This is a genomic window from Streptomyces sp. NPDC050263 (genome assembly GCF_040655955.1).
GTDB lineage: Bacteria > Actinomycetota > Actinomycetes > Streptomycetales > Streptomycetaceae > Streptomyces.
Genome location: NZ_JBFAKW010000076.1, coordinates 13959 through 39314, shown reverse-complemented (window position 1 = coordinate 39314; position 25356 = coordinate 13959). Strand labels below are relative to the sequence as shown.

Genomic DNA, 25356 nt, shown 5'->3' with positions numbered 1-25356 from the left:
GCACCTTGCCGAAGGGCCGCCCGGCCACAAGCCGGACGGCCCTTCGCGCCGTCTGCCGGCCTACGGTCCCGGCAACGCACCGCGGACACGGCGCCTCAGTGGTGCGGCTGTGCTACTCGGCGAGGAAGCTGTCGAGGTGGGAGATGAAGGTGGGCCAGGCAGGATCGTCCGCGGTGAACAGGTGGTTGCGGCTTTCGAGGAGGACCAGCCGGCTGTCCGGGATGAGACTGGCCAGTTCCAGGGCCTGCGCCACCGGGACTCGCGCGTCGTCGCGGGCGTGGACGATCAACGTGGGGCAGGACACCTGGTGGGCGATCCCGGAGACGTCGATGCGGGAGAACTCCTCCAGGAAGCGGAGACCGTTCTCGGACGAGGTCGTCTGCCGCCGGTAGGCGGCGAACGCGTCCCATTCCGCCGGAGTGGCGTCGGCGAGGAACTGAGAGGCGACGTAGCGCAGAAAGCTGCTGTCCTGGGAACGCCATCCCGCTCGGGCGATGTTCAGATCGACCTCGGCGGCGTCGCGCTCGGCGTCGGTGCCGGCCCGGATCAGCTGTCCTCTGGCGTAGGCCGACGTGAGGACCAGCCGGCTGACCCGCTCGGGCCGGCGTGCGGCGTAGGCGACCGCAACCGCCCCGCCCTGTGACACACCGAGCAGAGGGAATCGGTCGAGGCCGACAGCGTCCACCACGGAGTCGAGGTCTCCGATGAGGTCGTCCAGGGTGAATCCGGGAACGTCCCATTCGGAGAGGCCGCAGCCCCGCTCGTCGTAACGGATCAGCCGGCGGCCGCGGGTGAGTCCGTCGAACCAGTGCGCCCACATCGGGGTGGTCCGGTCGATGTCGAGGTGGGTCAGCCAGTTCGCAGTCTTCACCAGGGGTGGGCCTTCGCCGGTGGTGGCGTAGGCGATGCGGGTACCGTCGGCGGAGCGGCAGAACCGGATGATCTCCTGGTCCGCGGGGGCGGGGCCTGGGGGAATGGCGGGCGCTGTGGTGGCCACCGTCGCGGGCGCGACGAACTGATAGCCGCCTCGGCCCACCGCGCGGATCGACCCCTGTCCCGTGCCGGCGTCGCCGATCGCACGACGGGCGGTGTGCACCACGGCGGCAAGAGCCGCCTCGCCGACCGTGCCTTGCTGCCCTACGACGTCCAGAAGTTCGTCCCTGTCCACCACCCGGTCGCGATGCTCGACGAGATGGCAGAGCAACTCCACGACCTGGGACTCGAGATCGATCCGCTGTCCGTCGTGGCTGAGCCGACGGCGGTCCGCGTCCAACTCGTACTGCCCGAAATGGTAAACCGCGCCGTCCACAACGTGACTGTATAACGGCTGCTCCTCCCAACGGGAGCCGAACGCGCGGCTCTCGACGACCGCTTTCTTGTCAACGCCCAGCATTTCCATAGGACTTGCTTCGGTTGGCGCGGGTCGGGACGGTCGCCGGTCAGGAGCCCTGCGGCTCGCGCTCCCGCAACAGGCGCCGCAGGATCTTCCCGGAGGCCGCCTTCGGCACCTCCTCGATGAACTCGACGCGGCGAATCCTCTTGTACGGGGCGACCTGGCCCGAGACATGGTCCGTCACCTCGTCGGCGCTGACCGACGCCCCGGGCGCCCGCACCACGAACGCCTTGGGCACCTCGCCGCCCTCCTCGTCCGTGACGCCGATCACCGCCGCGTCGGCGATGCCGGGATGGCTCACCAGGATCGCTTCGAGCTCCGCCGGCGCCACCTGGTACCCCTTGTACTTGATCAGTTCCTTGACCCGGTCGACGATGAACCAGTTCCCCTCCTCGTCGACCCGGCCGATGTCACCGGTGTGCAGCCAGCCGTCGGCGTCGACCGTCGCGTCGGTGTCCTCCGGACGGCCGAAGTAGCCCTTCATCACCTGCGGACCCCGGATCCACACCTCGCCCGGGTCGCCTGCCGCCACATCCCGCCCGGTGACCGGATCGACCAGCCGTGCCCGCGTGGACGGGAGCAGGTGCCCCACGCAGCCGACGGGTTCCTCGCGGTTGCCGTCCGCGTGAAGGTGCGAGGCGGGGGACAGCTCGGTCATCCCGTACGCCTGCCCGACCTCCACACCCAGCCGGTCGGCCACCGCCGCCTGCACCCCGGCGTCCAGGGGGGCCGCGGCACAGATGACGCGGCGCAGGTGCGACAGGTCGAGTGTGTCGACCGCCGGGTGCTTGGCCAGCGCCAGCATCACCGGCGGCGCGACGTATGCGTGGGTGATCCGGTCACGCTCCAGGCCGGTCAGGAACGCGTCGAGGTCGAACCGCGCGTGCACGTACACGGTCGCGCCCCGGTGGAGGGCACTGTTGACCAGCGCGGTCAGCCCGAAGATGTGGAAGAAGGGAAGGATCGCGATGATGCGGTCGTCCTGCTCGATCCTGTGCAGACCATGCAACTGTTCGAGATTGGTGCACAGGTTGCGGTGGGTCAGCATCACGCCCTTGGGTACGCCCGTCGTACCGCTCGAGTAGGGCAGAACGGCGACGTCGACGGCCGGATCGAGCTCGAAGGCCGGCACGTCGGCGTCGCTCAGCAGCCCCAGCACGGATCGGTGGCCGTCCACCGAGTCGCAGACCAGGATCTCGATGTCCCGGCCGGTCTGCCGCCGGACCAGCTCGACCGCGGCCCGCGCGGTCTCGATCAGCGCGGACACGCTCACCATCAGTCGCGCCCCGGCGTCGATCAACTGCTTGGCGATCTCGGCCGGCACGGCCAGCGGCGACAGCGTGGTGACCGTCCCTCCCGCGGTGGTGGCCGCGTAGAGGACCACGGGGAACAGGACCGTGTTCGGCGAGTGCAGCGCGACCACGTCGCCCTTGCCGATGCCCTCGGCAGCGAGGCCCACCGCCAGCCCGCGGACCAGCGCGGCCAGTTCGCCGTAGGTGAGCGTCCGTCCGCTGGACACGTCCACCATGGCCGGCCGTGTTCCGCGCCGCGAGGCGTCACCGAGCACCCATTCGTGGAGGGGGCGATCGATGACGGCGACGTCCGGGTACTTGCTCTCGTAGATCACTGCAACTCCGCATCTCGCTGTGCCTCGTTGTCCGAGGCGTCGATGGTCTCCGGCCGAACGGCCTTCGGCTCTCGATCGTCGGGCCCGCCAACGCGCCACCGCTTGGTGGAACTCTGAGGCTTTCCTGAGGAGAATCCAGCGCCGGAATCGGTTGGCGGCTCGGCTGAGGCGAGGACGGACCGTCGTCGGCGGCGGGATCTGCTGGTTGGCGGCATGCTCGCGTTCAGCCGATGACTCTTCGTGATCATCGGCGGGCGCCTGGCTCCCCGTGCGTGGCCGCGAGCCCAGAGAGGAGACCTGCTACAGGCACTGTCCTGGAGCTGCGTCAACCGGCCGTCGCCGGTCCTTCGGCAGCTTCGTCCAGGCGTTCGGCGAGCTGCCGCCACCTGGCAGGGGCTCGCCGAACTCCTCGGCCGACGGCCCCGGACGGGGATACGCCCGGCAGACGCCCAGATCCCGTCGCGCAGACACCCGAACTCTGCCGGAACCAGGCAGTGACGCCCTCGGGCAGCGCGTGGGACCGTCGTCGAGGCGACGGGCGTCGCACTGCGGCCGACCGGACGAAGGAGGAGCGCCAACCGTGTTCGACCTGCTCTTGATAGTCGGCTTTTCCGCGTTCGCCCTACCGCTCGCCATCGCCACACTGCGAGGCTGGGCTCCCCACCGCATCCGCAGGCGTACCGCTCGGTGGGTCATCCGAGTCCGGGGAGTTGCGCTGCTGGTGCTCTGGACGAGCGCAGTGGTGGTACCGCTGAGCCGGCTACTGGGAGCGGACCCCGAAGACAGCGCGTTCCTCACCTTCCCCGCGCAGTTCGGGCTGATGATGTTCGCCGCCGGGCTCATGTGTGGCGCACAACTCGGTGAGCGGTTCTCCCGGCAGGCCACGCCTGCCCGCTGACACCGTCGGCTCACCCACGTCGGGGTCAGTCGATCAACCGGCGCATCGAAGGCCGGCTGCACAGCGCCGGGCGAGTGCAGGGCCGTGCCCACTGTCTTCGTCAGGTCACGGGCGTCGGCTCCGTCGCGGGAGCGCAGGTTGGCAGCGTAGGCGAGATGCGCCAGCAGGTCGGCCGCGGCGTCCAGGTCGGCAGGGTGGGCGAGTTGGCGCACGCCCCGGACACCGGCGAGAGCCTCACGCAGGGCTTCCCGCAGCTTCTCGTGATGGCGGGGTAGGCGTCCTGGACTTCGCGGTCACTGCCAAGAGCGTCACCTGGACGAGGTCGACCAGACCGGCGGCCATCAGCGCCCGGTTCCTCAACAGGCTGCCGTGCGAGCGCAACGGCACCTCGGGCTCCTCCTCGAGCCGGGCGAAGACGTCGACGGCGTCACCGCTCACGACGTTCGCATCGGGCCAGCCGAGGGTTCCTTCCGGTGTCGACACCACCGCTGCCGGAAGGCTCCTTATCCGTGTGAACCATGGGTCACACGCCTCGGCCCCCTCGGTACTTGAGCCCAGCATCCGCGCGAGCGCCCGATACGTGTTGACCCCGAAAACCATCCGCTGCTCCTCGCGGTACCCGGCGAGGCGGTGGCCGAGGAACTCGGGGGACCTTGCTTGCCCCCAAGGCGGTCCAGTTGCCACTGGCGGCGCCCAAGCCGTTCTCCATCGACCAAGCAGGGCACAAGCACACCGGCACATCTGCCGTGCCGGTTGCGTACGAGAGGCTCCCGTTGGCCGCAGCAAGTAGCAGAGCGCTGTCAGTGGTGGGTGGCAGCATCGGGCGTATGACGGACACCACGGCATTCGACTGGCGGTCCTTCCTGCTCAGGTGGAGCGGGGAGTGGGTGGATTCCCTGCCGGACGGCGAGACGCGGGGCGAGGACGACGAGGCCGCACGGCAAGCGCGGTGGCTGGGGTTCCCGCCCGCGTCCGAGGAGCGGATCGCGGCCATGGAGGAGCGCCTCGGCCGACGGATGCCCCCGTCGTACCGGGAGTTCCTCAAGGTCAGCGACGGATGGCGGCACGCGGGCGGGTTCGTGTGGCTGCTGGCGGGGACCGAAGCCGCGCGCTGGCACAACGACGCGTCGGGACTCGCGGTCATGTTCGAGGAGTACCTGGACGAGGACGCCGGGCCCGAGGGGCGGCGGGAGGCGGACATCTGGCGGCGCGGGCTGCAGATCGACGTCGAGTCCGACATCACCCACGTCCTCATGGACCCCGAGGACGTGGACGAGGACGGCGAGTGGGCCGTCTACACATGGGCGAGCTGGCGGGCCGCGCCACCCGAGCGGCACGCGAACTTCCTCGAGTTCATGCGGGACATGTACCGGGAGTTCCACAGCCTGCGGGCGCACCGGAGCGACGGGGAGCCGGTGTTCGCCAACGACACGACGCGAAAGCTGGACGCCCTGGTGGAGGAGGCCCGGCTGGAGGCGCTGCGCGGCGGCTGGGAACGGGCCGGGGAGTCGCTGGACGAGGCCAAGGAGTACGGCCGGCCGCGGGCCGCCGGGCTGGGTGACCAGATACGCCGCCTGCTCGGACAGACCTACATGGTGTACTTCGACGGACTGGTGACGGACCCGCGGTACGCTCCCGAGCTGCTGCCACCGCTGGTCGCCGAGCACGCGGCGCACTCGTACCGGGACGACTCCACGCTGATGTTCCATCTGCGGGGCGCCGACGACGACCTGGTGTCACTGGCTTACGCGACGCTGGACCAAGTGAGGAACGGCACGTACCGGTACACGGCGGCCGGACCGTTCGGGGAAGCGGTCGAGCGGGCGCGGGAGCTGGCGCGGTGGGCAGACACCGACGGGGCATGGCGGACATTGCTGAACGCTCTGCCCCTGTGGGAGCCGCTGGGACCGGACCACCTGGCACCGCTGGGGTGGGTGGCCGACTCCGTACTCGGGCCACTGCTGACCCCGGAGCGGGGCCGCGAGCTGCTGTCCACGCCGAGGGGCGGGCAGGCGGGTGAGACACCGAGTCCCACGGCCGGTCTCGACCCGGGCGACCTGGCGTGGCTCGCGGAGCCGGACCCCGGCAACAACCGCACGTCCTACCGGTTCGTCCTGGTGGAGGGGGTGGAACCGGATGAGTTGCCCGGACGTCTCGCGGACGGGGACGGCACCGTGCTGAACGAACCCATGACCTTCTGGGAGGCGCGCCACGGACCGCTGCACAACCAGAGGGAGTTCTCGTCCTACGACGACAGGGCCCTCATGGCAGTCGGCCGGGCCGGCCCCGACTGGAGCTTCGCCTTCGACGGCGCCCCTGCCCAGTTCGACCAGCGGCGGTTCGTCTCCCCGGCCGCGGCCGCCAGCACGGGCACCCGCGCGGTGGTGGTGTGGAGCGGCCTGAGGACATGGCACGGGGAGCCGTTCTTCCACCTGTCGGTGGCACGAGACGGTGCCGAGCAGTACGCATTCACGTACGTGGACGGAAAGGTCCGGCCGAGCGGGGAGATACCGCGGGCGCTGGATCCGAGCCGGTTCTTCGGTGATCTGGAGAACGGGGCCGAAGTGGAACGGTCGCTGCTGGAAGCGGTGGCCGGGGAGTTCGGTGCGTCTCTGCCGCGTCATGCCATCGTGAACGGGCGGCTGCACACCTTCACCACCCGTTCATGGACGCGGCCGCCGAGGGACGGCGAGACGTACACGGTGATCCGCATGCACGGGGCAGCCGCGCACCCGATGGACAGCGAGCAGGCCGAAGACAACGGGCCGGAAAGCAGGTAGAGACCGGCCAGGCTGCGCAACCTCTGAAATGACACTCCTGCCCCCTCTGGACCTGCTGGCCGCAGACAACTGCCCCGCACTGGCGGCAGACGCCGATTGTGTCGGCGTCTGCTGTCTGTGGCGGTCCAGGTAGCGCCGGCGAAAGAGCCGAACCACATGACCGCGAAGTACACGAGCAACGGGTTTTCCCTGGCGAGGAGCTCCCGAGTCCGTGGATGAGTACGCGGCCTGCACCCGGTGCCATGAAGACGCTGATGACCGCGCAGCCGGCCGCCTTGACCCTCAGCACGGTCCGCGGGAAGTCGCCCGCCGTAACCGGCTGGGACTGCGAGGAGCCATAGCAGGTGCAGTTCCGATGCCATCACCGCCGCAATAGGTGTCTGCGCCCTCCAGGACGGCTGCCGCCGGGCGGGCACGTGCACATCGATGTCTGAATCCGTGGGGCCGCCTTGGAGTGGGGGCTGTCATGGGAACACGTCTTCAGGACGCGGGACTCCGCGCGAGGCGGTCCGCCAGCGTGGCCGCGAACTCCTCCGCCCTTGCCAGTTGGGTGCGAAGGTCGACCACGCGCTGGTGGGCGGCCTGCTCGAAGCCGCTGATCCGCTCCAGCAGTTCCTGGCGCTGCTCGGGTGGCAGGTCCTCGCCGGAGTCGAGGCGGTCGGTGGCGTCGAGCAGGGCCCGCATCTCGTCGAGGGTGAAGCCGAGGGGCTTCATGCGGCGGACGACCATCAGGCGGGCGACGTCAGCCTCGGTGTAGAGGCGGAAGCCACCCTGCGAGCGGGCGGAGGGGATGACGAGGCCGGTCTCCTCGTAGTGCCGGATGGTGCGCAGCGACAGATCGGTCCGTGCCGCGACCTCACCGATCTGCATGTGCTCGCTGCTCATGCTGAGTGCCTTCCTCGCCTCTCGCTGCGGCCTCGGACGTCCGCCGCCGATCTCTACTCTAACGTTAGGGTAGAGTTGGTATGGGGTCGGCTGCCTGCCCTGCCCGTTCCCATGGTGCGGGATGCCGTCCCGTCACCGCTTGCCGTGTCGGGGCCGACGACGCCCTCGGCGAAGACCGTTGTCCGCAGGAGAGTGCGTTCGCATGCCCCTGATGCCCGGCGCCGCCGCCTGCCCGCCGTGACCCTTCGCCCCCAAGCGGCGCCCGATACCCTCGCAGGTCGCCTGACTGCCGCCCCCTGACTTCGGTCCGCGCCGCTCGCGGACTTCGTGGAGGACCACCCCCATCCTCCACGCCTTCCTGCGCGCCCGCCGTGATGCCGGGTGTGCCCGAGCACGACAGGTTCCTCATCTCTTGTCTTCCTCCGCACTGTCCCCGGTCGCGTGGCTGCGTGGCCCCCGACGTCCGTCCTGGCTGTCCGACCCGAAGGTGCTGCGCACCGAGGTGCTCGCCGGTCTCGTGGTCGCCTTGGCGCTGATCCCCGAGGCGATCTCGTTCTCGATCATCGCCGGGGTCGACCCGGCCATCGGGCTGTTCGCCTCGTTCACGATGGCCGTGACCATCGCGATCGTCGGCGGCCGACCGGCCATGATCTCCGCGGCGACCGGCGCCGTCGCCCTGGTCATCGCCCCGCTCAACCGCGAGCACGGTTTCGGCTACCTGATCGCGGCCGTGATTCTGGCCGGCGTCTTCCAGATCGTCCTCGGTGCGCTCGGGGTGGCGAAGCTGATGCGGTTCGTGCCGCGCAGCGTGATGGTCGGCTTCGTCAACTCCCTGGCCATCCTCATCTTCATGGCGCAGGTGCCGGAGATGACGGACGTGCCCTGGCCGGTCTATCCACTGATCGCCGCCGGGCTGGCGCTGATGGTGTTCTTCCCGAAGGTCACCAGGGTGGTCCCGGCGCCGCTGGTGTCGATCGTGATTCTGACCGTCATCACCGTCGCTGCCGGGATCGCGGTGCCGACGGTAGGCGACAAGGGTGAGCTGCCGTCCTCCCTCCCCGTACCCGGTCTGCCGGACGTGCCGTTCACCCTGGACACTCTGACGACCGTCGCCCCGTACGCGCTCGCCATGGCGCTGGTCGGGCTGATGGAGTCGCTGATGACGGCCAAGCTGGTCGACGAGATCACCGACACCCACTCCTCCAAGACCCGCGAGTCGATCGGCCAGGGCGTCGCCAACATCGTCACCGGCTTCTTCGGCGGCATGGGCGGCTGCGCCATGATCGGCCAGACGATGATCAATGTACGGGTTTCCGGCGCCCGCACCCGGCTGTCGACATTCCTCGCGGGCGCGTTCCTGATGGTGCTGTGCATCGTCTTCGGGCCGGTCGTCTCCGACATCCCCATGGCCGCGTTGGTCGCGGTGATGGTCATGGTCTCGTTCGCGACCTTCGACTGGCACTCCATCGCCCCGAAGACGCTGAAGCGGATGCCGGCCGGGGAGATCACCGTCATGGCGATCACCGTCGCGTGCGTGGTCGCCACCCACAATCTCGCCGTCGGCGTGGTCGTCGGCTCGATCACCGCGATGGTCATCTTCGCCAAGCGCGTCGCCCACCTGGCCGAGGTCACCGCAGTCACCGACTCCCGCCACGCCACGGTCGTCTACCGGGTCACGGGCGAGCTGTTCTTCGCCTCCTCCAACGACCTCGTCGGCCAGTTCGACTACTCAGGCGACCCCGGCAAGGTCGTCATCGACCTGTCCGCCGCCCACATCTGGGACGCCTCCTCCGTCGCCGCCCTGGACGCCATCGAGACCAAGTACGCCCAGCGCGGCAAGAGCGTCGAGATCATCGGGCTGAACGAGCCCAGCGCCCGGATCCACGAAACGCTCAGCGGCGAACTCGCCCGCAGCCACTGACCCACACATACGCTCGGCTGAGGGCCGCGGGGAGGGGCCACACCCCGCGGCCCTCCGGCTGCTTGCCCTCACATCGCCGGGGCAACGCATCCGTCGAGTTCGCCGTCGGCGTGCGCCTGCCTCAGCCGGTCTGCGAGTTGGGTGTCCCAGGCGGTGGGACCATATCGAGGTGCCCACAGAGTTCGTATCGCGGCGGTCGAGGTGTGGGACGGATACCCGGGACGAGTCAGTGGCACGTGGTTTCCTGAGCCCGCTTGGGCGCCGGGCCGTAGTCGAATCGGCGAGAACCCTGGACTTCCCGGTCCGGCTCAGCGGTGCTCGGGGTTGTCCGCCCCCGGCCGGCAGCCGGCGTCCCACTCCGAGCGCTGATTGCCGTGGGCGGGAATGCCTCCGGCGCGTTTGAGCAGGGCCGCCATGTGCATCAGGTTCCAGGTCATGAAGCTGGTGTTGCGGTTGGTGAAGTCGTTCTCCGGGCCGCCCGAACCGGGGTCCAGGTACGAGGGCCCGGGCCCCGCCGCGCCGATCCAGCCCGCGTCCGCCTGCGGCGGGATGGTGTAGCCGAGGTGCTGAAGGCTGTAGAGGACGTTCATCGCGCAGTGCTTCACGCCGTCCTCGTTGCCGGTGATCAGACAGCCACCGACCCTCCCGTAATAGGCGTACTGGCCTTGGGCGTTGAGGAGGCTGGAGCAACTGTAGAGACGCTCGATGACTTGTTTGGTGACCGAGCTGTTGTCGCCCAGCCAGATCGGTCCGGCCAGCACGAGGATGTCCGCGGCCATCACCTTCTCGTACAGCGCGGGCCAGGCGTCCGCGGTGAAGCCATGCTCGGTCATGTCCGGATGTACACCGGGAGCGATGTCGTGGTCGACGGCACGGATCTCGTCCGTGGTCACCCCACGCGCATCCATGATCGCCCGGCTCTTGTCGATGAGTCCCTGGGTGTGGCTGAGCTGGGGGGACGGCTTGAGCGTGCAGTTGACGAAGAGCGCGCGCAGGTCGTCGAAGCGGTAACTGTCCTCAGTTGGGGCGGGCTGTGCTGCCATGGTGGACTCCGAGGAGGAGAGCGGACAGGGGCGGGGGAGGCGGCGCCTTCGCGCCGTCCCGGCGGCAGCGTCTCGCGGAATGCGCGCTTTGTCCCGCTGCGACTCACCGCGGCACGGTGCTCTCCCCTGCGAGGCGATCAGCCACGGCACCGAGACGGTCGTCGCCAAGGTCCCGGCCACCAGTCCCCAAACCACACCGCGGGCAGCGCGGCAGGCGTCCGGCCGTGCACCGGCAGCAGCCTGGGGACCAGGAACAGCGCCCCGGGCACGAAAAAGGAGCGCGAGCCATCAGGGATACGCGGGACTGCCGCGTCTCCTTCCCCTGCAGGTCACGTGCGTACCCGACCCACAGGAGCTGCGACAACAAGTCGGCGCGGCGCAGCAGCGGTTCAACCACTTCTTGCCTTACGTGTATGTGTTCCCCAGCGGGCTGCAGGCTCCCGATGGGAGCCTCGCTGTGCCGGCGGGAGCGCGCTGGGAGGCCGTCTGCGCCGTCACGACGCGCAGCCATCCCACGTGCCTCCTGCCGGTCACAGGGCGACGCCCTGGCCCGGCGCGGAGCGAGGGCTGCGTACGTGCTGCCTGCTGCGGCCAGCACACCTGCGGCGGCCGTAGCCACCACGATGATCACAGGCGGCGCCTCGGCAAGCCGCGGGATCGTGTTGAGGGGGGCGACGGCGTAGAGGCTGAGAAGGGCCCAGCCGCGCGGACGAAGGGGGGCCAGCCGATGCCGCAGCCGGTGCGGTATCCGGCCGCTCACCAACGCCGGCCCGGCCGGCAGCAGGGTGAGGGAGAAGAAGACGAGACCGATCCAATGCCAGGTCATAGGGGCAGGGCTCCTGTGGGTGGGTGTGCGGGCGGGGCGGGTCAACTCGGGCGAGCGGCGCCGATCATCCTCGGGACCGATCATCCTCGGGGCCGGTGGTCGGCGCGGCCGGGACGGAGGCCGTCGTCGGCGCTGCGGTCATGAGCGGTTCCGGTCGCGGTGGATCAGATGGGCGGTGAGCGCCCCGATGAGCAGGGCCCAGGCCGCCGCAGCGGGGCCGGCCTGGTGCCGGCCGAGCAGGACCACGGCCGCGGCGGTCGGTGGCGAAGGCCCACTGTCCGCGGGCGCTGCCCGGGTGCCTGAGCTCGCCGAGGGCTGTTCTGATCACGAGAGCGGCGGCCACGATCGCGGGCGCCAGCAGCGAGGCGTCGGCGGCCATCAGCCGGACGTCCCGTCAGACCGGTCCGCACCGGCCGGCGTCGGAGTGGCCCGCTGGTACACGTCCGGGATGCCGTCGGCGTCCGCGTCGGTGTTCTCCTCCTCGTACAGGCGCCGGTAGAGCCGGTTACGGCGGCGCAACATCAGCGCGGCCAGGAGAGCGGAAGCCAGCGAGGCGATGAGGACCGCGGCTTTGACGTGCTCACCCAGCGCGGCCTGCGGGAAGGCGAGCTCGCCCACGAGCAGGGCGACCGTGAACCCGATCCCTGCCAGGGCGGCAGAAGCGAACACGTCGGCCCAGGCCAGGTCCGGGTTGAGCCGGGCGCGGGTGAAGCGGGCCGCGAGGTAGGTGCCCGCGAAGATCCCCACCGTCTTGCCGAGCACCAGGCCCACGACCACGCCAAGCGGCTCCGGGCTGGAGAACACCTCCCCCAGGGCAGCCGTGGAGACGCTGACGCCTGCGGCGAACAGCGCGAACAACGGGACCGCGATGCCGGCGGACAGAGGGTGCACCAGGTGGCCGGTGCGCTCGCCGGGCGATGCGCTCTCACCCTCGTCGAGGGTGGTGCGCAGGAGCAGGCCCATGGCGACACCGGCGACTGTGGCGTGGACGCCGCCGTTGTACATCAGCGCCCAGGTCGTGATCCCGAGAGGGAGGTACCACCACCAGCCGGTCACCCTCAGCCGCTGAAGCAGGTAGAAAGCAGCGAGACCGGTGAAGGCCCCGGCCAGCGCGTACGGGTTGAGATCGGCGGTGAAGAAGACGGCGATCACCAGGATCGCGCCGAGATCGTCGACGACGGCGAGGGTGAGCAGGAACGCACGCAGCGCCGCGGGCAAGTGGGTGGAGATGACCGCCAGAACAGCGAGGGCGAAAGCAATGTCCGTGGCCATCGGCACCGCCCACCCGTCCAGACGGCCGCCGCCGAGACCGGCGGTGGCCGCGTAAAGGGCGGCGGGGACCGCCATGCCGCACAGGGCTGCGATGACAGGCAGCACGGCTGTTGCCGGGCTTCGCAGCTCGCCGACCACGAGTTCGCGTTTCAGCTCGATCCCCGCGACAAGGAAGAACACAGCCAGCAGTCCGTCCGCGGTCCAGTGCCCGACAGACAGGTCCAACCCGAGGACCGGGATCCCGAAATGGAAGTCGCGTATCTGTTCATAGGCACCGCTGAAGGGGCTGTTGGCCCACACCAGGGCCGCTACCGCCGCGGCCAGCAGGATCAGGCCGCCCACCGTTTCCGTCCGCAGAGCGCGGGCGAGGGCCTGCCGCTCCGGGAGCGGGAGGACACCGAGGAACAGCGAACGGGACTGCGGTGCATCAGCCATGACAGGCGACCTCCGGGCATCGGCGACGGAGGGCCCACGGCCCCTTTCCACGCCGACCAGACTTCCCGGCACACCCCGCGTCGCTTGACGCGTTCTTTACACTCTATCCGCTGCTGAGGCCCGCACACCTCCATGCGAAGCGGACTCGGTCGCCCTTGGCCTTATCGCCCTCGAATCAGCACCGTGATGAGGTTCGCGCGCCGCCTCGGGCCGCGGGTCGGCCGCGCGCATCAGCCACGCTCGGCCGATTCGCCGGACGTTTCCGGTTCTCCCCGATACCGCTGTGGTGGGCCCCGGTAGCCTGCGGCGAGTTCTCCATCGTGATCGCGGGGCTCGCCGTCACGGCCGGCATCGAACCCTCCCTCGGCCCCCTGGCCACCCGTCTGCGGGGACAGCGCCGTCAGCGGTCGGCCCCGCCCTCCCGGGAGAAGCCGCCTGCGCCGCCCGACACGTACGAGACCATCGACGACCAGGACGCCGTCGGCCACGCCTGACTGATCGCGCGAGGGCCTGCCTTCGACGACGAGACGACGAGAGGTGAGGCGGCGGAGCCGCTCCGCTCTGCGGCCCGGGACCGCTGCGAACCGACGCGTTTGCCCACGTCAGCTGCCTTTTTCGTGCCACGGGTCGTCAGGCAGTCACGGAAGAGGGGCACAGAACAGGCGGTCGGCCAGGCCACCCGGCCGGCGTGAACCACCTCAGTCCGGACGGCTGTGCGGCGGCGCTGCTCATGGCCCTTCGTGCCGCCCGGGCGCGCGGCACACGGCTGGTCGTACGTGTGCGAACGACCGAGCACGGTCGGTCCTGCGCCGCATCGGCATCACCCGTGCGTCGGCGGCCGGAGCGGACAACGGCATCTTTAGGCGGCCGAGACGTCTTTCCGGAACCCGGCAGTGTCCGGCCTGTCAGAGTGCGCGCCGGTGACCTGTCAGTGCCGCGTAAAGAACGTGTATGGTTCCCAGCGGTGTGCCGGGAAGCCTGGTCGGCGTTTGAGGACAAGTCTCTTCGCTGATCGGGGGTTCGGGTCATGGTGCTCGTCGTGGTCTTCGGAGTGGCACTGCTCATCGCGGTGCTGCTGTCAGGTCTGGCCGCCCGGACCGTGTTGTCGACGTCGTTTCTCTTCCTGGCCGGCGGCGCTCTCGTCAGTGACGGTTTCCTGGGGCTGATCCACATCACGCCGGACAGCGAGATCGTGTCCGTGACGGCTGATCTGGCGCTGTTCGCGGTGCTCTTCACCGACGGCATGCACGTCTCCTTCCCCAAGCTGCGCGCCAACTGGCGCAACCCGGCCCGCGCCCTCGGACTCGGTATGCCGCTCGCGTTCGTCGGCATGGCGCTGATCACGCACTACCTGGTGGGCCTGGACTGGACGACCTCGTTCCTGGTCGGCGCCGTGCTGGCGCCGACCGACCCGGTATTCGCGTCGGCGATCGTCGGACGCAAGGAGGTCCCGGCGAAGCTGCGGCAGCTGCTGAACGTGGAGAGCGGCATCAACGACGGGCTCGCTCTGCCGGTCGTGCTCATCCTGATCGCCGCGGCCGGGCCGACCTCCGGGCACGCCGAGGCTTCGCTGGGGAAGATCGCGCTCGAGCTGGTCCTCGGGCTGGCGTTCGGTGTCGTCCTGCCGTTCGTGGTGATCGAACTCGTGCGGTTCCGGCTGCTGGGCGCCGAGCCCAAGCTGCAGCCGCTGCTGCCCCTGGCGGTCGGCGTGATCCTGTACGCGACGTGCCACCTGACGCACGCCAACCCCTACCTGGCCGCGTTCTCCGCGGGCGCGGTGCTCACCGCGCGCTCACTGGAGGCGGAGGAGGCGTTCGAGCCGCTCGGCGAGGCGCTGGCGGAGCTGGCGAAGTTCGCGGCGCTGCTGGTGTTCGGCGCGCTGCTGACGCCTCAGCTGTTCGGGGACCTGTCCTTCGGCGGCTACGTCGCCGTGGTCCTAGCCATCGCGCTGATCCGCCCGGCCTCTCTGCTGCTCTCGCTGCTCGGCACTCGATTCGACCGGCGGGAGAAGCTGGTCGCGGCCTGGTTCGGGCCGAAGGGCTTCGCGTCGGTCGTGTACGGGCTGCTGGTGCTGCAGGCCGGAATCCCGCAGGGCGAGGAGGCGTTCACGCTCATCGCCGTGTGCATCGCCTTCTCGATCATCGCGCACAGCTCCACCGACGTTGCGATCGCCCGTCTCTTCGACGTCGAGGACCTCGCCGGCGTACCCGGCGGCGACGAGTCCTCCCGTACCACCAAGGAGGTCGGCCATGTCGGCGCATGAACTGGCCGAGCCGTACCCGTACGTGTCCACAGACGACGGCGCCACCGATGCAATCCTGCTGTCGGCCGCACAGGCTGCCCGCACTGCTGGTCGTCGACCGGGACGACCAGCCGTACGCCGTCGTGCCCACGGCCGCGATGGGGGTCCCCCTACTCTGGGGGCACCCCCCGGGCCCTTGAGGCCCTGGTGGAGAAGTCGAGAGCTTCGGAGAGGCTGCCGCGCCTCGGGTTTCGCCGGCCGACGGCCGGACCGGACGCCGGCTTCATGCACATCGCGGCTCTCATGGCCCGCAGACACGCCCCACTGGTCACCGTCGTCGAACACGACGGCGACCGAACCTGGCCGGCAGGCGCCGTGACGGCCGCCCGCCTGACGGAACGACTCATCGGAGGATCGTGAACGGCTGGCAGAGCTGGGCGGCGATCGTCGTCTTCGTCGCGACCTACGCCCTGATCATCAGCGAGAAGATCCACCGCGTGGGGGCAGCCCTCGGCGGTGCCGCGCTGATGCTGGCGATCGGCGCGACCGACGACGAGTCGGCCTTCTTCTCCGAGCACAGCGGCGTCGACTGGAACGTCATCTTCCTGCTCATGGGCATGATGATGATCGTCGGCGTGCTCAAGAAGACCGGCATGTTCGAGTATCTGGCCATCTGGTCGGTGAAACGGGCACGGGCCAGACCCTTCCGCGTGATGGTCATGCTCATCCTGATCACAGCCATGGCCTCGGCGCTGCTCGACAACGTCACCACGGTCCTGCTCATCGCCCCGGTCACCCTGCTGGTCTGCGAGCGCCTCGGGCTGCCCGCCGCCCCCTTCCTGATCGCCGAGGTGTTCGCATCCAACATCGGCGGCATCGCGACCCTGGTCGGCGACCCGCCCAACATCATCATCGCCAGCCGGGCGGGCCTGACCTTCAACGACTTCCTGGTCCACCTCGCTCCCCTCTCCGCGATCCTGGTCGTGGTGCTCGTCGCTCTGTGCCGCTTCCTGTTCCGCAGGTCCTTCGTCTACGACGAGGCACGCGCCGAGGAGGTCATGGCGCTGGAGGAGCGCGAGGTCATCAAGAACCCCCGGATGCTCGTCCAGGGGCTCGTGGTGCTCGCCCTGGTCGTCGTCGGCTTCGTGCTCCACCCGGTGCTGCACTACGAGCCCAGTGTCGTCGCGCTGCTGGGCGCCGGCCTGCTGATCGCGGTGTCCGCCGTGGAGACCGGCGAGGTCCTGACCGAGGTTGAATGGCCCACCCTCGCGTTCTTCGCCGGGCTGTTCATCATGATCGGCGGTCTGATCGAGACCGGCGTCATCGGCGAGGTCTCCAAGTCCCTCGCCGACGCCATCGGCGACAACGAACTCGGTGGTTCGATGCTGCTGCTGACAGCGTCGGCCGTGCTGTCCGGCATCGTGGACAACATCCCCTACGTCGCGACGATGGCGCCGATCACCAGCGACCTCGTGCAGTCGATGGGCGGGGCGGGCGACCACGTCATGTGGTGGGCCCTGGCCATCGGCGCGGACCTCGGCGGCAACGCCACTGCGATCGGCGCGAGTGCCAACGTGGTCGTCCTGGGCATCGCCGAACGCAACCGGCAGCCCATCTCCTTCTGGCAGTTCACCAAGTACGGCCTGGTCGTCACCGTCGTCACCGTGGCGCTGTCGGCGGGGTACGTGTGGCTGCGCTACTTCGCACTGGCCTGATCCGGAGGTGCTCTCAGGCAGTCGAGGAGGCACCCGGCAGCGGCGGGCAACCATGGTGAGTTCGGGTGCACCCCGGCGAGACGGACGCCAGGACCTCGGCCGCCCGGACCCAGTCGGACCACGGTGGGTGACCGGAGTCGAGTGATGCGTGTTCGGACAGGGCTGCTGCGTATGTTCCGCGTCAATGACCTGGCCCGCGCCCCGAAACCGTATGAGGCTGAGCACAGGAACATTTCCAGTGGAAGAGGAGCCCCGCCGTGCGCGCTCGTGACCTGGCGGTCGAATACGAAACGGTGAGCGTCGACAGCGACGCCATGGACGCTGCCCGGCTGATGGCCGAGCACAAGCTGCCGGGCCTGCTGGTACTGGACGAGCGGGGCGAGCCGAAGGCGATCCTTCCCGCCTCCCAGATGATCAAAGTGCTGGTGCCCGCCTACGTCGTCGAGGACCCGGCCCTCGCCGCCGTCGTCGACGAGAAGCACGCCGACCGGCTCTGCCAGGCGCTGGCGGGCCGCCGTGTCGGGGACTGCCTGTCCAGCAAGGCGGCCCCGCCGCCGATCGCCGACCCCGACGACACCGCGCTGGAGGTGGCCGCGCTGATGGCGCAGGTACGCAGCCCCCTGGTGGCGGTCGCCGAGAAGGTGAAAGCCGGACCGGGCGGCCGGGAGCAAGGCAGGACCCGCTTGCTGGGCGTGATCACGGCCTCGCACCTCCTGCACGAACTGCTGGGCGCTGCGGGGGCGTTGAGCACCACGTGACCGCGATGTGAGCCACGCGCGTGTGTCGGTTGCTCCAGGTCTGAAGCGCACAGGATCTCCGGCACACCTCGGCGTCGGTCCGTCTGTCCGAACGCTCCGGCATCGGCATGCCGCACCGCGGCGTGCCCTGCTCCAGGGCACGGGAGTGCGGCGCAGTCTGCAGTCGGACACTCGCTGTGCGGCTCAGGTCGACGGAGCGTATGCCTGTCAGGGTCCGTGCGGTCATTCCGGCCGACGAGCAGCGCGTCGGCGGGCGTTCCGCGCACAGCTCGACGAACAGCAGGAAGGCGAGGGGACCAGTCACGAGCCCCGCTGCCGCACCCGACCGGACCATGCCGCCGACAGCGAAGGGCAGCACGAGCAGCGACACGACCAGGCCCGTGCCCGTACGCGCCCGACGGCAGGTCGTACCCGCGTCGGGCAGCTCTCGGGGTAGCGGTGCCGATGCGCGGCAGCTCATTACCCCCCGTGGCCCGGGTCGAAGGGGACCGCGTGCCGGGCGGTGGGCTTGGCGACCAGGTGGCGTGGACCGGCGGCGTGGTTGATCGCCGACTCGACGGCCGCGACCCGGTCGGCGAGCAGGCCGAGGGCGGCCACCGCGCGGATGAGAGGGTCGTCGTCCGGTCCGCCGAGGGTCTGGGTGCGGACGTACGCTGCCGTCAACTCCGCCCAGCGCAGCGTCTGTTCGCCGGTGAGCCTGCCGCGCAGCTCGGCCAGTTTCAGCAGGTTGGCCTCGGCGCCGGCGGTGAGGGTCTGGGCCTCGGCCCGGTAGTGGTCGTCGATCAGCGCTGCCAGCTCGGTGTCGTTCATGACCGGCTGGATGCGCTGAGCGATCTTGTTCATGTTGCGGTAGGAGCCCTGGAGCTGGAAGGGCGGTTCGGTGCGGGTGGCGTCGGCCTGGGCCGCCGAGGCGATGTACGCGGCGTTCACCGCCAGGACCGTCTCGCGGGCCGTCAACAGGTGGCGCAGCACGGCCAGGATCCGCTCCAGCTCGGCTGGGCCGTGCGGGTGGGTCAGCCGGTCGGCGCGGGCTGTCGTGTCGCCCTCGGCCAAGCGGATCAGTAGATCGATATCCGTGCGCTCTCGGCCGACGAGCGGAGCGAGGACCGGGTTCGACGTCAGTGAGTTCTCGATAAAGCTGAGCGCGAACGCGTCCTCCTTGCCGGTCAGGACGTCGCCGAGGTTCCAGACGTCGGCGCGGTTGGCGAGCATGTCGGGGACGCGGAAGCGGCTGCCGGACTCGGTGTAGGGGTTGCCGGCCATGCAGACGGCGAAGCGCTTGCCGCGCAGGTCGTAGGTGCGCGGCTCGCCGTCCCGTACGCCCTCGATGCGGCGGGTGGCGTCGCACAGCGGGATGAACTTCTGCAGCAGCTCGGGCGAGGTGTGCTGGATGTCGTCCAGGTACAGCAGTGTGTTGTTGCCGGCCTCCAGCGCGAAGTTGATCTTCTCGACCTCCTGGCGGGCGGTCGCGTTCGGAGCCTCTGCCGGGTCGAGGGAGGTCACCGCACGGCCGAGCGCGGGTCCGTCGACCTTGACCAGGATCAGGCCGAGGCGGTCGGCGACGTACTCCATGAGGGTCGTCTTGCCGTAGCCGGGTGGTGAGATGAGCAGGAGGAGGCCGCCGGTGTCGGTGCGCTTGGACTCGCCCGTGGTGCCCAGCTGCTTGGCGAGGCTGTCTCCGACCAGCGGCAGGTACACCTCGTCGATCAGCTTGCTGCGCACGAACGCGGACATCACCGCCGGCCGGTACTCGTCCAGGCGGAGGCGGGTGCGCTCGGCGCCTACCAACGCCGCACGGCGCCGCTGGTAGGCGCGGTGGGCAGGGACTTCTCGCTCGCGGAACTCCCTTGTGCGGGCGAGGAATTCGTCGACGCGGATGGTGAGCCTACGGCCGCTGATGCGCGGGTGGGCACCCAGCAGCCCCTCAACGCGCTGGGTCAGTGGCGCGTCGCACTCGTAGCGGGGCAGGTCCGTGCAGAGCTCTGCGGCCACCGCCTCGGCCAGGTCACCAGAAGTGGTCTCCGTGCCGGTCGCGGTGGTGTACGAGGTCAGCCACGCCTCCACCAGCTGCCTGCGTGCGGCCGGGTCGGTGAGGACGGCGAGGTCGTCGTCGTAGGCCGCGGTGCCCACCGTACGGCGGAACTTGTCGAGCAGCGTGCGGGTGCCGGCGTTGATGACGAAGCCGTCGGGCCCGCTCGTCAGCTCCTCGAAGAGGTAGACGGCCGCCGCTTGTGTGCCGATCGCCTCCGCGAGTTCGGCCCACAGGTCGTCGATGGCGGGCGCGAGCCCGAACGTGTCCCGGGCGCGCGCCAGCGATACCGCCCGCCGGGTCCAGCTCTCGCGCTCCTCGGCCGTCGTGCCGTGCGCCCAGAAGAGATGGGCGGCCGCGCGTGCGGCGGGCTCGTGGCGGAGCAGGCCGGCGTCCTCGTGCAGGCGAAGAAGTGCGGCGAGGATCGCGGTCGCGTCGTGGTCGTGGACGCCGCGCTGGTAGCCCTCGTCGTATGCCGCCTCCGCCGCCTGCCGGACGACGGCGGGCAGGTCGGCCTCCGCGAGCGCGGTCGGGCCGTGTTCGTCCAGCAGACGGGCGGCGAGGTGCTCGGCGCGGTAGACCTCGGGCGACTCGGACGGCAGCGGGCGGTCCCAGTACGGCCGGGTGGCGGCGAAGCCGGGGTCCTTGACCGGCGAGCGGTAGTCGGTGCCCGTGAGCGCGAAGGCGAGGGTGTCGCCGTGCGGGACAAGGGTGAGGTCGAGGGGCTGGGTGTTGACGGCGAAGTGGTGGCTGCCCAGTCGGAGGGTGCGGCCGTCGTCGGTGTACAGGTCGGTGCGGTCGCGCAGGGCACGAGCGGCCTCCTGGCGGGCGGCCTTCAGACGGCCGTCCATTTCCTCCGCCCTGACCTGGTCGCCGAGTTCGCGCAGCTCGTCGGCGAGACGGCGGACCTTGACGGCCATCGGGTCGGAGGCGAAGTACGCAGCGATCGCGTCCGCGTCGGCGAGCGTGCCGGCGCGGCGGGCGACCGTCTGCAGGACGCGCCTCGCCGAGTCGGCCAGGCGCTCGGCGCGGCGGGCGCGGGCGTCGGCGAGGGTCTGCTTACGGGCGGAGAACGCCTCGTGGACCTCGTCGCGCTTGTCCACCAGCTCGCCGAGGAAGTCGTCGAAATCGGCAGACTCCGAGAACTGCGCCTCCAGGTTCTCCACCCGCACCAGCATGCGGGCGAGTTGCTCGTCGCACCCCTCGGGGCTGTCGGCAGCCGCGAGCGCGCCGATGACGGCCTGGCCGAGCAGCGCGAACTCGGCGGCGAACTCGGCCCGTCCCTCACGGTCGAGAAGCGCGCGGCGGCAGCCGTCGAGGGTGGCGCGGGCGCGGTTGATGCCGCCGAGGACCTCGGCGATCCGCTCCAGGACGGCCGTGCGGACGGTGGCGTCGCCGATGTCGAGGCCGGCGACGACCTCGGTCACGGTGCGCAGTCCGTCCGCGAGTTCGTCGAGGCGGGTGGTGATGGGCGCGGCCGCGGCGACGGTGGCGATCGCCTCCGCGTCGGCGACGAACTGCTCGACGTCGGCCTGATGGCCGGCGAAAGCGTCCTCGCGCGCGAGGTGGGCGACGGCCCGCTGCCCGAAGGCGGCGAGGTCGGACTCGGCGTCGGCGGCGAGTTCGTCGAGGCGGGCGGTGTCCGCGTACCGGATGTCCTTGAGGGTGAGCAGGTGGCCCTGGGCGTGGCACAGTTCGGTCAGGCCGGTCACCCAGGCGGCGGCGCTGCGCGGGGCCTCGCCGCGCAGGCGTCGAACGACCGCCGCTACCCGTGCGGCGGCTTCGGCCAGCGCGTCGGCGGCCTGGCGGGTGAGGGCCTGGACGGTCTCGAACTCGGCCAGCACCTGCTCGGTGGTGGTCCGCACCTGGGTGAGCGGCTCGTGCAGATCTCCGAGCTCGGGCTCGCTCAGCCAGTGGTAGGCGTCGGTGGCCCGGACGCAGGCGGCGGCCAGTGCCTCGTACACCTCGCTCGTCGGGGTGGTCTCGGTGACGGCGCGCGTGATGGACAGGCAGTCGGAGATGCCGCGCACGAGGTCGGCGTTGCCGACACGGGCGAGCGGGCCGGTGCCTACCGGCTGGGCGGCGGCGTGGGTGTCGGAGACGTACGGGGAGTTCCACAGCTGGACGGGGTGGACGCGCTGCGGTTCGTCGTTGTCTGCGCGCAGGACCGCCAGCGTGCCGTCGTCGAAGAGGGCCCAGCCGTGGCAGGACAGCGGGGTGGCGGCCTCCTTGCGGATCATGTTGTAGGGCAGCAGCAGACTGCGGCCTTCCACTTGCGCGTGGAAGGCGAAGAGAACATCCTCGCCATTGGGTGAGCGGACCACTCGCTCGAATTCCAGTTCCTCGGTGTCGAGCCCGTCGAACGTCTTGTACCTGTCTGTGGCCAGGCAGTATCCGCCGGGGAAGACGATGCCCTGGTCCTCGGGCAGGCGACGGCACGCCTGCCCTGTGCCGTCGAGGCGGACGACGCTCTTCGTGAGCGTGTTGAAGACCAGGTAGCGGTGGTCGTCCTCCTTGTAGGGGAGGACGTCCAACAGGATGAGGGCGCCGACGCGCGCGTACGCGATGTCCGCGTCGGCAAGGGACTGCAGCGGCTCGGCGACCGGCTCGGCGTACGTCCCTTCGCCTGTCTCGGTGTTGTTCTCGGTCTTGACGGTCAAGGTGCCGCCGATGGTCTCGACGAAGACCTCGTCCTCGATGGAGACGTGTGGGTGGCGGCCGAGGACGTGGTGCTCGCGGGTCGTCCGCGTCCATGCGAAGTCGTGGGAGGGCGGGAGGACGTGGTCGCGCTCGCCGCGCGCGTCCAGGAAGGACACGCGGCCGTCGTCGGACAGGGTCCAGCGCAGCACGCGGATGTCGCCGGCTTTCTCGCCTGTCTGGAAGACGGCCAGCAACTTGCCTTCGACACGGCGTAGTTGCAGGAGGTGGGCCTGGCGGTAGTAGCGGTGGAGGGCGGCGAACTCCCGGACGAAGGCGGGGTCGTCGAGCAGACCCGGCACGGCGTCCTCGGGCAGGCGGCTCAGGTCGCGGTCGTACAGCGCGAAGACGTCGGCCACCGTCGTCTCCGGCTTGAGCCCGGGGAACCCGAGGAAGACGTTGTGGCCGAAGAGCAGCGTGTCGCCGACGGCGACGATGTCGCGGGGCACGCAGGCGTGCTCGGTGCGCAGCCGCTCGGTGCTCGTCAGCTCCAGCCGGGCGGAGCCGAACTCCTCGGTCCGGCGGACGTTGAGCGCCTCGGCGCGGCGGGCGAGCTCGTCGGCCTGCGCATTGAGCCGGTCGCGCAGCACCTCGTAGGTGCCGGCGTCCAGACCGGTGGTCCCGGTGATCATGGGGTCCCTCTCGGGTGTCGGAGAAACGTGGTCCGGAGCTGCCGTCCCCTGTGCGGCAGCTCCGGACCACGGGCCGGGGGTCGGGCCGTGGCGGCAGCTCGGGCCCTGGCATGCCGGTCAGGCCCCGGCGAGGGTCAGGCCCTGACGCTGCCGTTGAGAGCGGTCAGCGAGGTGTCGGCGAGGCCCAGCTCACCGGCTTTGTCCAGGAGCTGCCGGAACTGTCCGGCGTTCGCACCGCCGTTGTTCATGAGCTTCATGAGCAGGGCGGAGACGGTCAGGTTCTGCACGTCGGCCGTGGAGACCGAGCCGAGCATGCGGCTGAGGTCGTCGGTGAAGCTGGAGGTGCCCTCCAGCCAGGGCTTGGCGAGCGCCTGGGCCGTTTCGGAGTGCTGGACGAAACCGTCGACGCTCTTGCCGAGCGCGATCGAGGACACCAGCCGGTCGAAGAAGACCGAGTCCCCGCCGACGATGTTGATGTCGGCGTTCTCCAGCCCGGTGGCCAGCACCGTGGCCTGTGCCTCGGCGACCTGGCGCTGCACGTCCAGCCCGGCGAGCCGGATGTCCTTCTCGGCCTCCAGGCGCAGCCGGTACTCCTCGTGACCACGGGACGCGTCGTCCAGGGCGGCCATCGCGGCCGCCTTCTCGGTGAGACCGGCGGCCTCGGCCTTCAGCTTCCCGCCGATGCCCTCCGCCTCGGCCAGCGCCTTGGCGCGCGCACCGTCGGCTTCGGCACGCAGCCTGGCCTGGGTCGCCTCCGCCTCAGCGCGGCCGGCCTTCTCGATGACCTCGGCCTCCTTGTCCCGCACCTGGACGGCAGCCAGGCCCTCGGCGGCGGTCTCAGCCTGGATGCCCTCGGCGAGGCGCAGCTTGGCCTGCGCGTCGAGGTCGGCGCTCTTCAACCGGGCCTCGGCCAGAGTGAGTTCCTCGGCGGCGCGGTGAACGGCAGCCTGCTCGGCGGCCTCGGCGGCCTTGATGTCCTTGACCAGCTTCTCCTGTGCCTCGGCCTCGGCGGCGATGATCACCGTCTGCCGACCGCGCTCGGCCTCCTCCACGGCCCGCAGCTTCTTGATGGCCTCCTCCTGCTCGGCAACCGTACGGTCCACCGCCACCCGCTCGCGGATGACCTCGGCGATCTCCCGCTTCTCCGCCTCGACCTCCTTGGAGGCGGCGATCTGCGTCAGCTGCGTCTCCCGCTCCCGCGCGATGACCTCGAGCTGCCGGTCCTTCTCGATGCGCTCGTTCTCGATGGCGATGACCCGCTCGCGGTTCTTCGCCGCGACGGCGACCTCACGGGCCTGGTTCTCCCGCTGGATGCCGAGCTGCTCCTCGGTCTTCAGGAACGCGCCCTGGGACCGCAGCCGCTCCTCCTCCACCACCCGCGCGGTCTCGGCCTCCTCCCGCGCCCGTACCGTGCCGATCTCCCGGCGCTGCTTGATCTCGGCGTCCGCCTGCCGGCGCTCCAGCTCCAGGATGGCCTCACGGGCGTCGACGTTCTGCCGGGTGATCTCCTTCTCCTCGGTGCGCTGGGCCTCGTTGGTACGCACGTGCTCCACGGCCGTCAGCTCGGTGATCTTGCGGATGCCCTGGGCGTCGAGGACGTTGGCCGGGTCGAGCTGGGTCAGCGGTGTCTGCTCCAGGTAGTCGATCGCCGCGTCCTCCAGGTGGTAGCCGTTGAGGTCGACGCCGATGACCTCGATGATCCGGTACCGCAGCTCCTCGCGCTTGGTGTACAGGTCGGTGAAGTCCAGCTGCTTGCCGACGGTCTTCAGCGCCTCGGAGAACTTCGCGTGGAACAGCTCCTGCAGCGTCTTCTGGTCGCTCGCCCGGGCGGTCCCGACCGCCTGGGCGACCTTGACGACGTCCTCCACCGTCTTGTTGACCTTGACGAAGAACGAGATCCGGATGTCGGCGCGGATGTTGTCCCGGCAGATCAGCCCGTCCTTGCCGGCCCGGGTGATCTCGATGGCCTTCACCGAGATGTCCATCACCTCGGCCTTGTGCAGCACCGGCAGAACGACCTGCCCGGTGAAGGTCACGTCGACCTTCCGCAGCTTGGAGACGATCAGCGCCTTGCCCTGCTCCACCTTGCGGAACAGCTGGGAGACGACGAGTACGACGAGCAGGCAGACGGCGACGAGCACGCCGATGCCCACGAGCATGGCAACCATGGCATACGTCCTTGAGGCGTAAGGGAGTTGAGCGT

The 25356-nt window shown here is 70.1% G+C and carries 13 protein-coding genes and 2 pseudogenes; 7 read left to right on the top strand and 8 right to left on the bottom strand.

The features are described from left to right. Positions 1-112: 112 nt before the first annotated feature. Both AB0J04_RS29005 and AB0J04_RS29000 read right to left on the bottom strand, forming a co-directional pair. Positions 113-1309, bottom strand: a complete 1197-nt coding sequence (locus AB0J04_RS29005; protein ID WP_363171512.1) for an alpha/beta fold hydrolase — start codon at positions 1307-1309, stop codon at positions 113-115. A gap of 130 nt (positions 1310-1439) precedes the next feature. Next, entirely contained in the window at positions 1440-3020 is a 1581-nt protein-coding gene (locus tag AB0J04_RS29000) for an AMP-binding protein (RefSeq protein WP_363171511.1), read from the bottom strand. A gap of 580 nt (positions 3021-3600) precedes the next feature. On the opposite strand from AB0J04_RS29000, the gene AB0J04_RS28995 reads away from it, so the two are divergent. Then, positions 3601-3918, top strand: a complete 318-nt coding sequence (locus AB0J04_RS28995) for a hypothetical protein (RefSeq protein WP_363171510.1) — start codon at positions 3601-3603, stop codon at positions 3916-3918. A 303-nt stretch (positions 3919-4221) separates the two neighbouring features. Here the strand turns inward: AB0J04_RS28995 and AB0J04_RS28990 are convergent. Further along, positions 4222-4627: pseudogene (locus AB0J04_RS28990) on the bottom strand (deaminase); the annotation flags it as partial. Between the two features lie 118 nt (positions 4628-4745). Between AB0J04_RS28990 and AB0J04_RS28985 the strand changes: the two are divergent. Continuing rightward, positions 4746-6698, top strand: coding sequence for an SMI1/KNR4 family protein (locus AB0J04_RS28985; RefSeq protein WP_363171509.1), 1953 nt, complete (start codon positions 4746-4748; stop codon positions 6696-6698). A 480-nt stretch (positions 6699-7178) separates the two neighbouring features. Here the strand turns inward: AB0J04_RS28985 and AB0J04_RS28980 are convergent, their stop codons facing one another. Further along, positions 7179-7583, bottom strand: a complete 405-nt coding sequence (locus tag AB0J04_RS28980; protein ID WP_363171508.1) for a MerR family transcriptional regulator — start codon at positions 7581-7583, stop codon at positions 7179-7181. Between the two features lie 412 nt (positions 7584-7995). Between AB0J04_RS28980 and AB0J04_RS28975 the strand changes: the two genes are divergently transcribed. Further along, positions 7996-9504, top strand: a complete 1509-nt coding sequence (locus tag AB0J04_RS28975; protein ID WP_363171507.1) for a SulP family inorganic anion transporter — start codon at positions 7996-7998, stop codon at positions 9502-9504. A 308-nt stretch (positions 9505-9812) separates the two neighbouring features. Here the strand turns inward: AB0J04_RS28975 and AB0J04_RS28970 are convergent, their stop codons facing one another. Beyond that, positions 9813-10547: a flavodoxin family protein gene (locus AB0J04_RS28970; RefSeq protein ID WP_363171506.1), complete on the bottom strand. Its 735-nt coding sequence runs from the start codon at positions 10545-10547 to the stop codon at positions 9813-9815. 1204 nt (positions 10548-11751) lie between these two features. After that, entirely contained in the window at positions 11752-13080 is a 1329-nt protein-coding gene (nhaA, locus tag AB0J04_RS28965) for a Na+/H+ antiporter NhaA (RefSeq protein ID WP_363171505.1), read from the bottom strand. Positions 13081-13376: 296 nt separating this feature from the next. On the opposite strand from nhaA, the pseudogene AB0J04_RS28960 reads away from it, so the two are divergent. The 4 genes and pseudogenes from AB0J04_RS28960 to AB0J04_RS28945 form a co-directional block, all read left to right on the top strand. Then, positions 13377-13574, top strand: a pseudogene (locus AB0J04_RS28960) (cation:proton antiporter); the annotation flags it as partial. A gap of 533 nt (positions 13575-14107) precedes the next feature. Beyond that, complete coding sequence (locus AB0J04_RS28955) at positions 14108-15343, top strand: cation:proton antiporter (RefSeq protein ID WP_363171504.1); 1236 nt, start codon at positions 14108-14110, stop codon at positions 15341-15343. A gap of 395 nt (positions 15344-15738) precedes the next feature. Beyond that, on the top strand, positions 15739-17037 hold the full coding sequence (locus tag AB0J04_RS28950; protein WP_363171503.1) for an ArsB/NhaD family transporter: 1299 nt from the start codon (positions 15739-15741) through the stop codon (positions 17035-17037). Positions 17038-17294: 257 nt separating this feature from the next. Further along, positions 17295-17795 (top strand): CBS domain-containing protein, encoded by a 501-nt coding sequence (locus tag AB0J04_RS28945; RefSeq protein WP_363171502.1) that lies wholly within the window; start codon positions 17295-17297, stop codon positions 17793-17795. A 459-nt stretch (positions 17796-18254) separates the two neighbouring features. Here AB0J04_RS28945 and AB0J04_RS28940 read toward each other — a convergent pair whose 3' ends face one another. Together AB0J04_RS28940 and AB0J04_RS28935 are read right to left on the bottom strand one after the other, a co-directional pair. After that, the gene (locus AB0J04_RS28940; protein ID WP_363171501.1) at positions 18255-23153 is read right to left on the bottom strand and encodes a DNA repair ATPase; all 4899 of its coding nucleotides are present in this window, start codon (positions 23151-23153) and stop codon (positions 18255-18257) included. 134 nt (positions 23154-23287) lie between these two features. Then, a complete protein-coding gene (locus AB0J04_RS28935; RefSeq protein ID WP_363171500.1) occupies positions 23288-25321 on the bottom strand; it encodes a flotillin family protein in 2034 nt (677 codons plus the stop codon). Positions 25322-25356 lie beyond the last annotated feature (35 nt).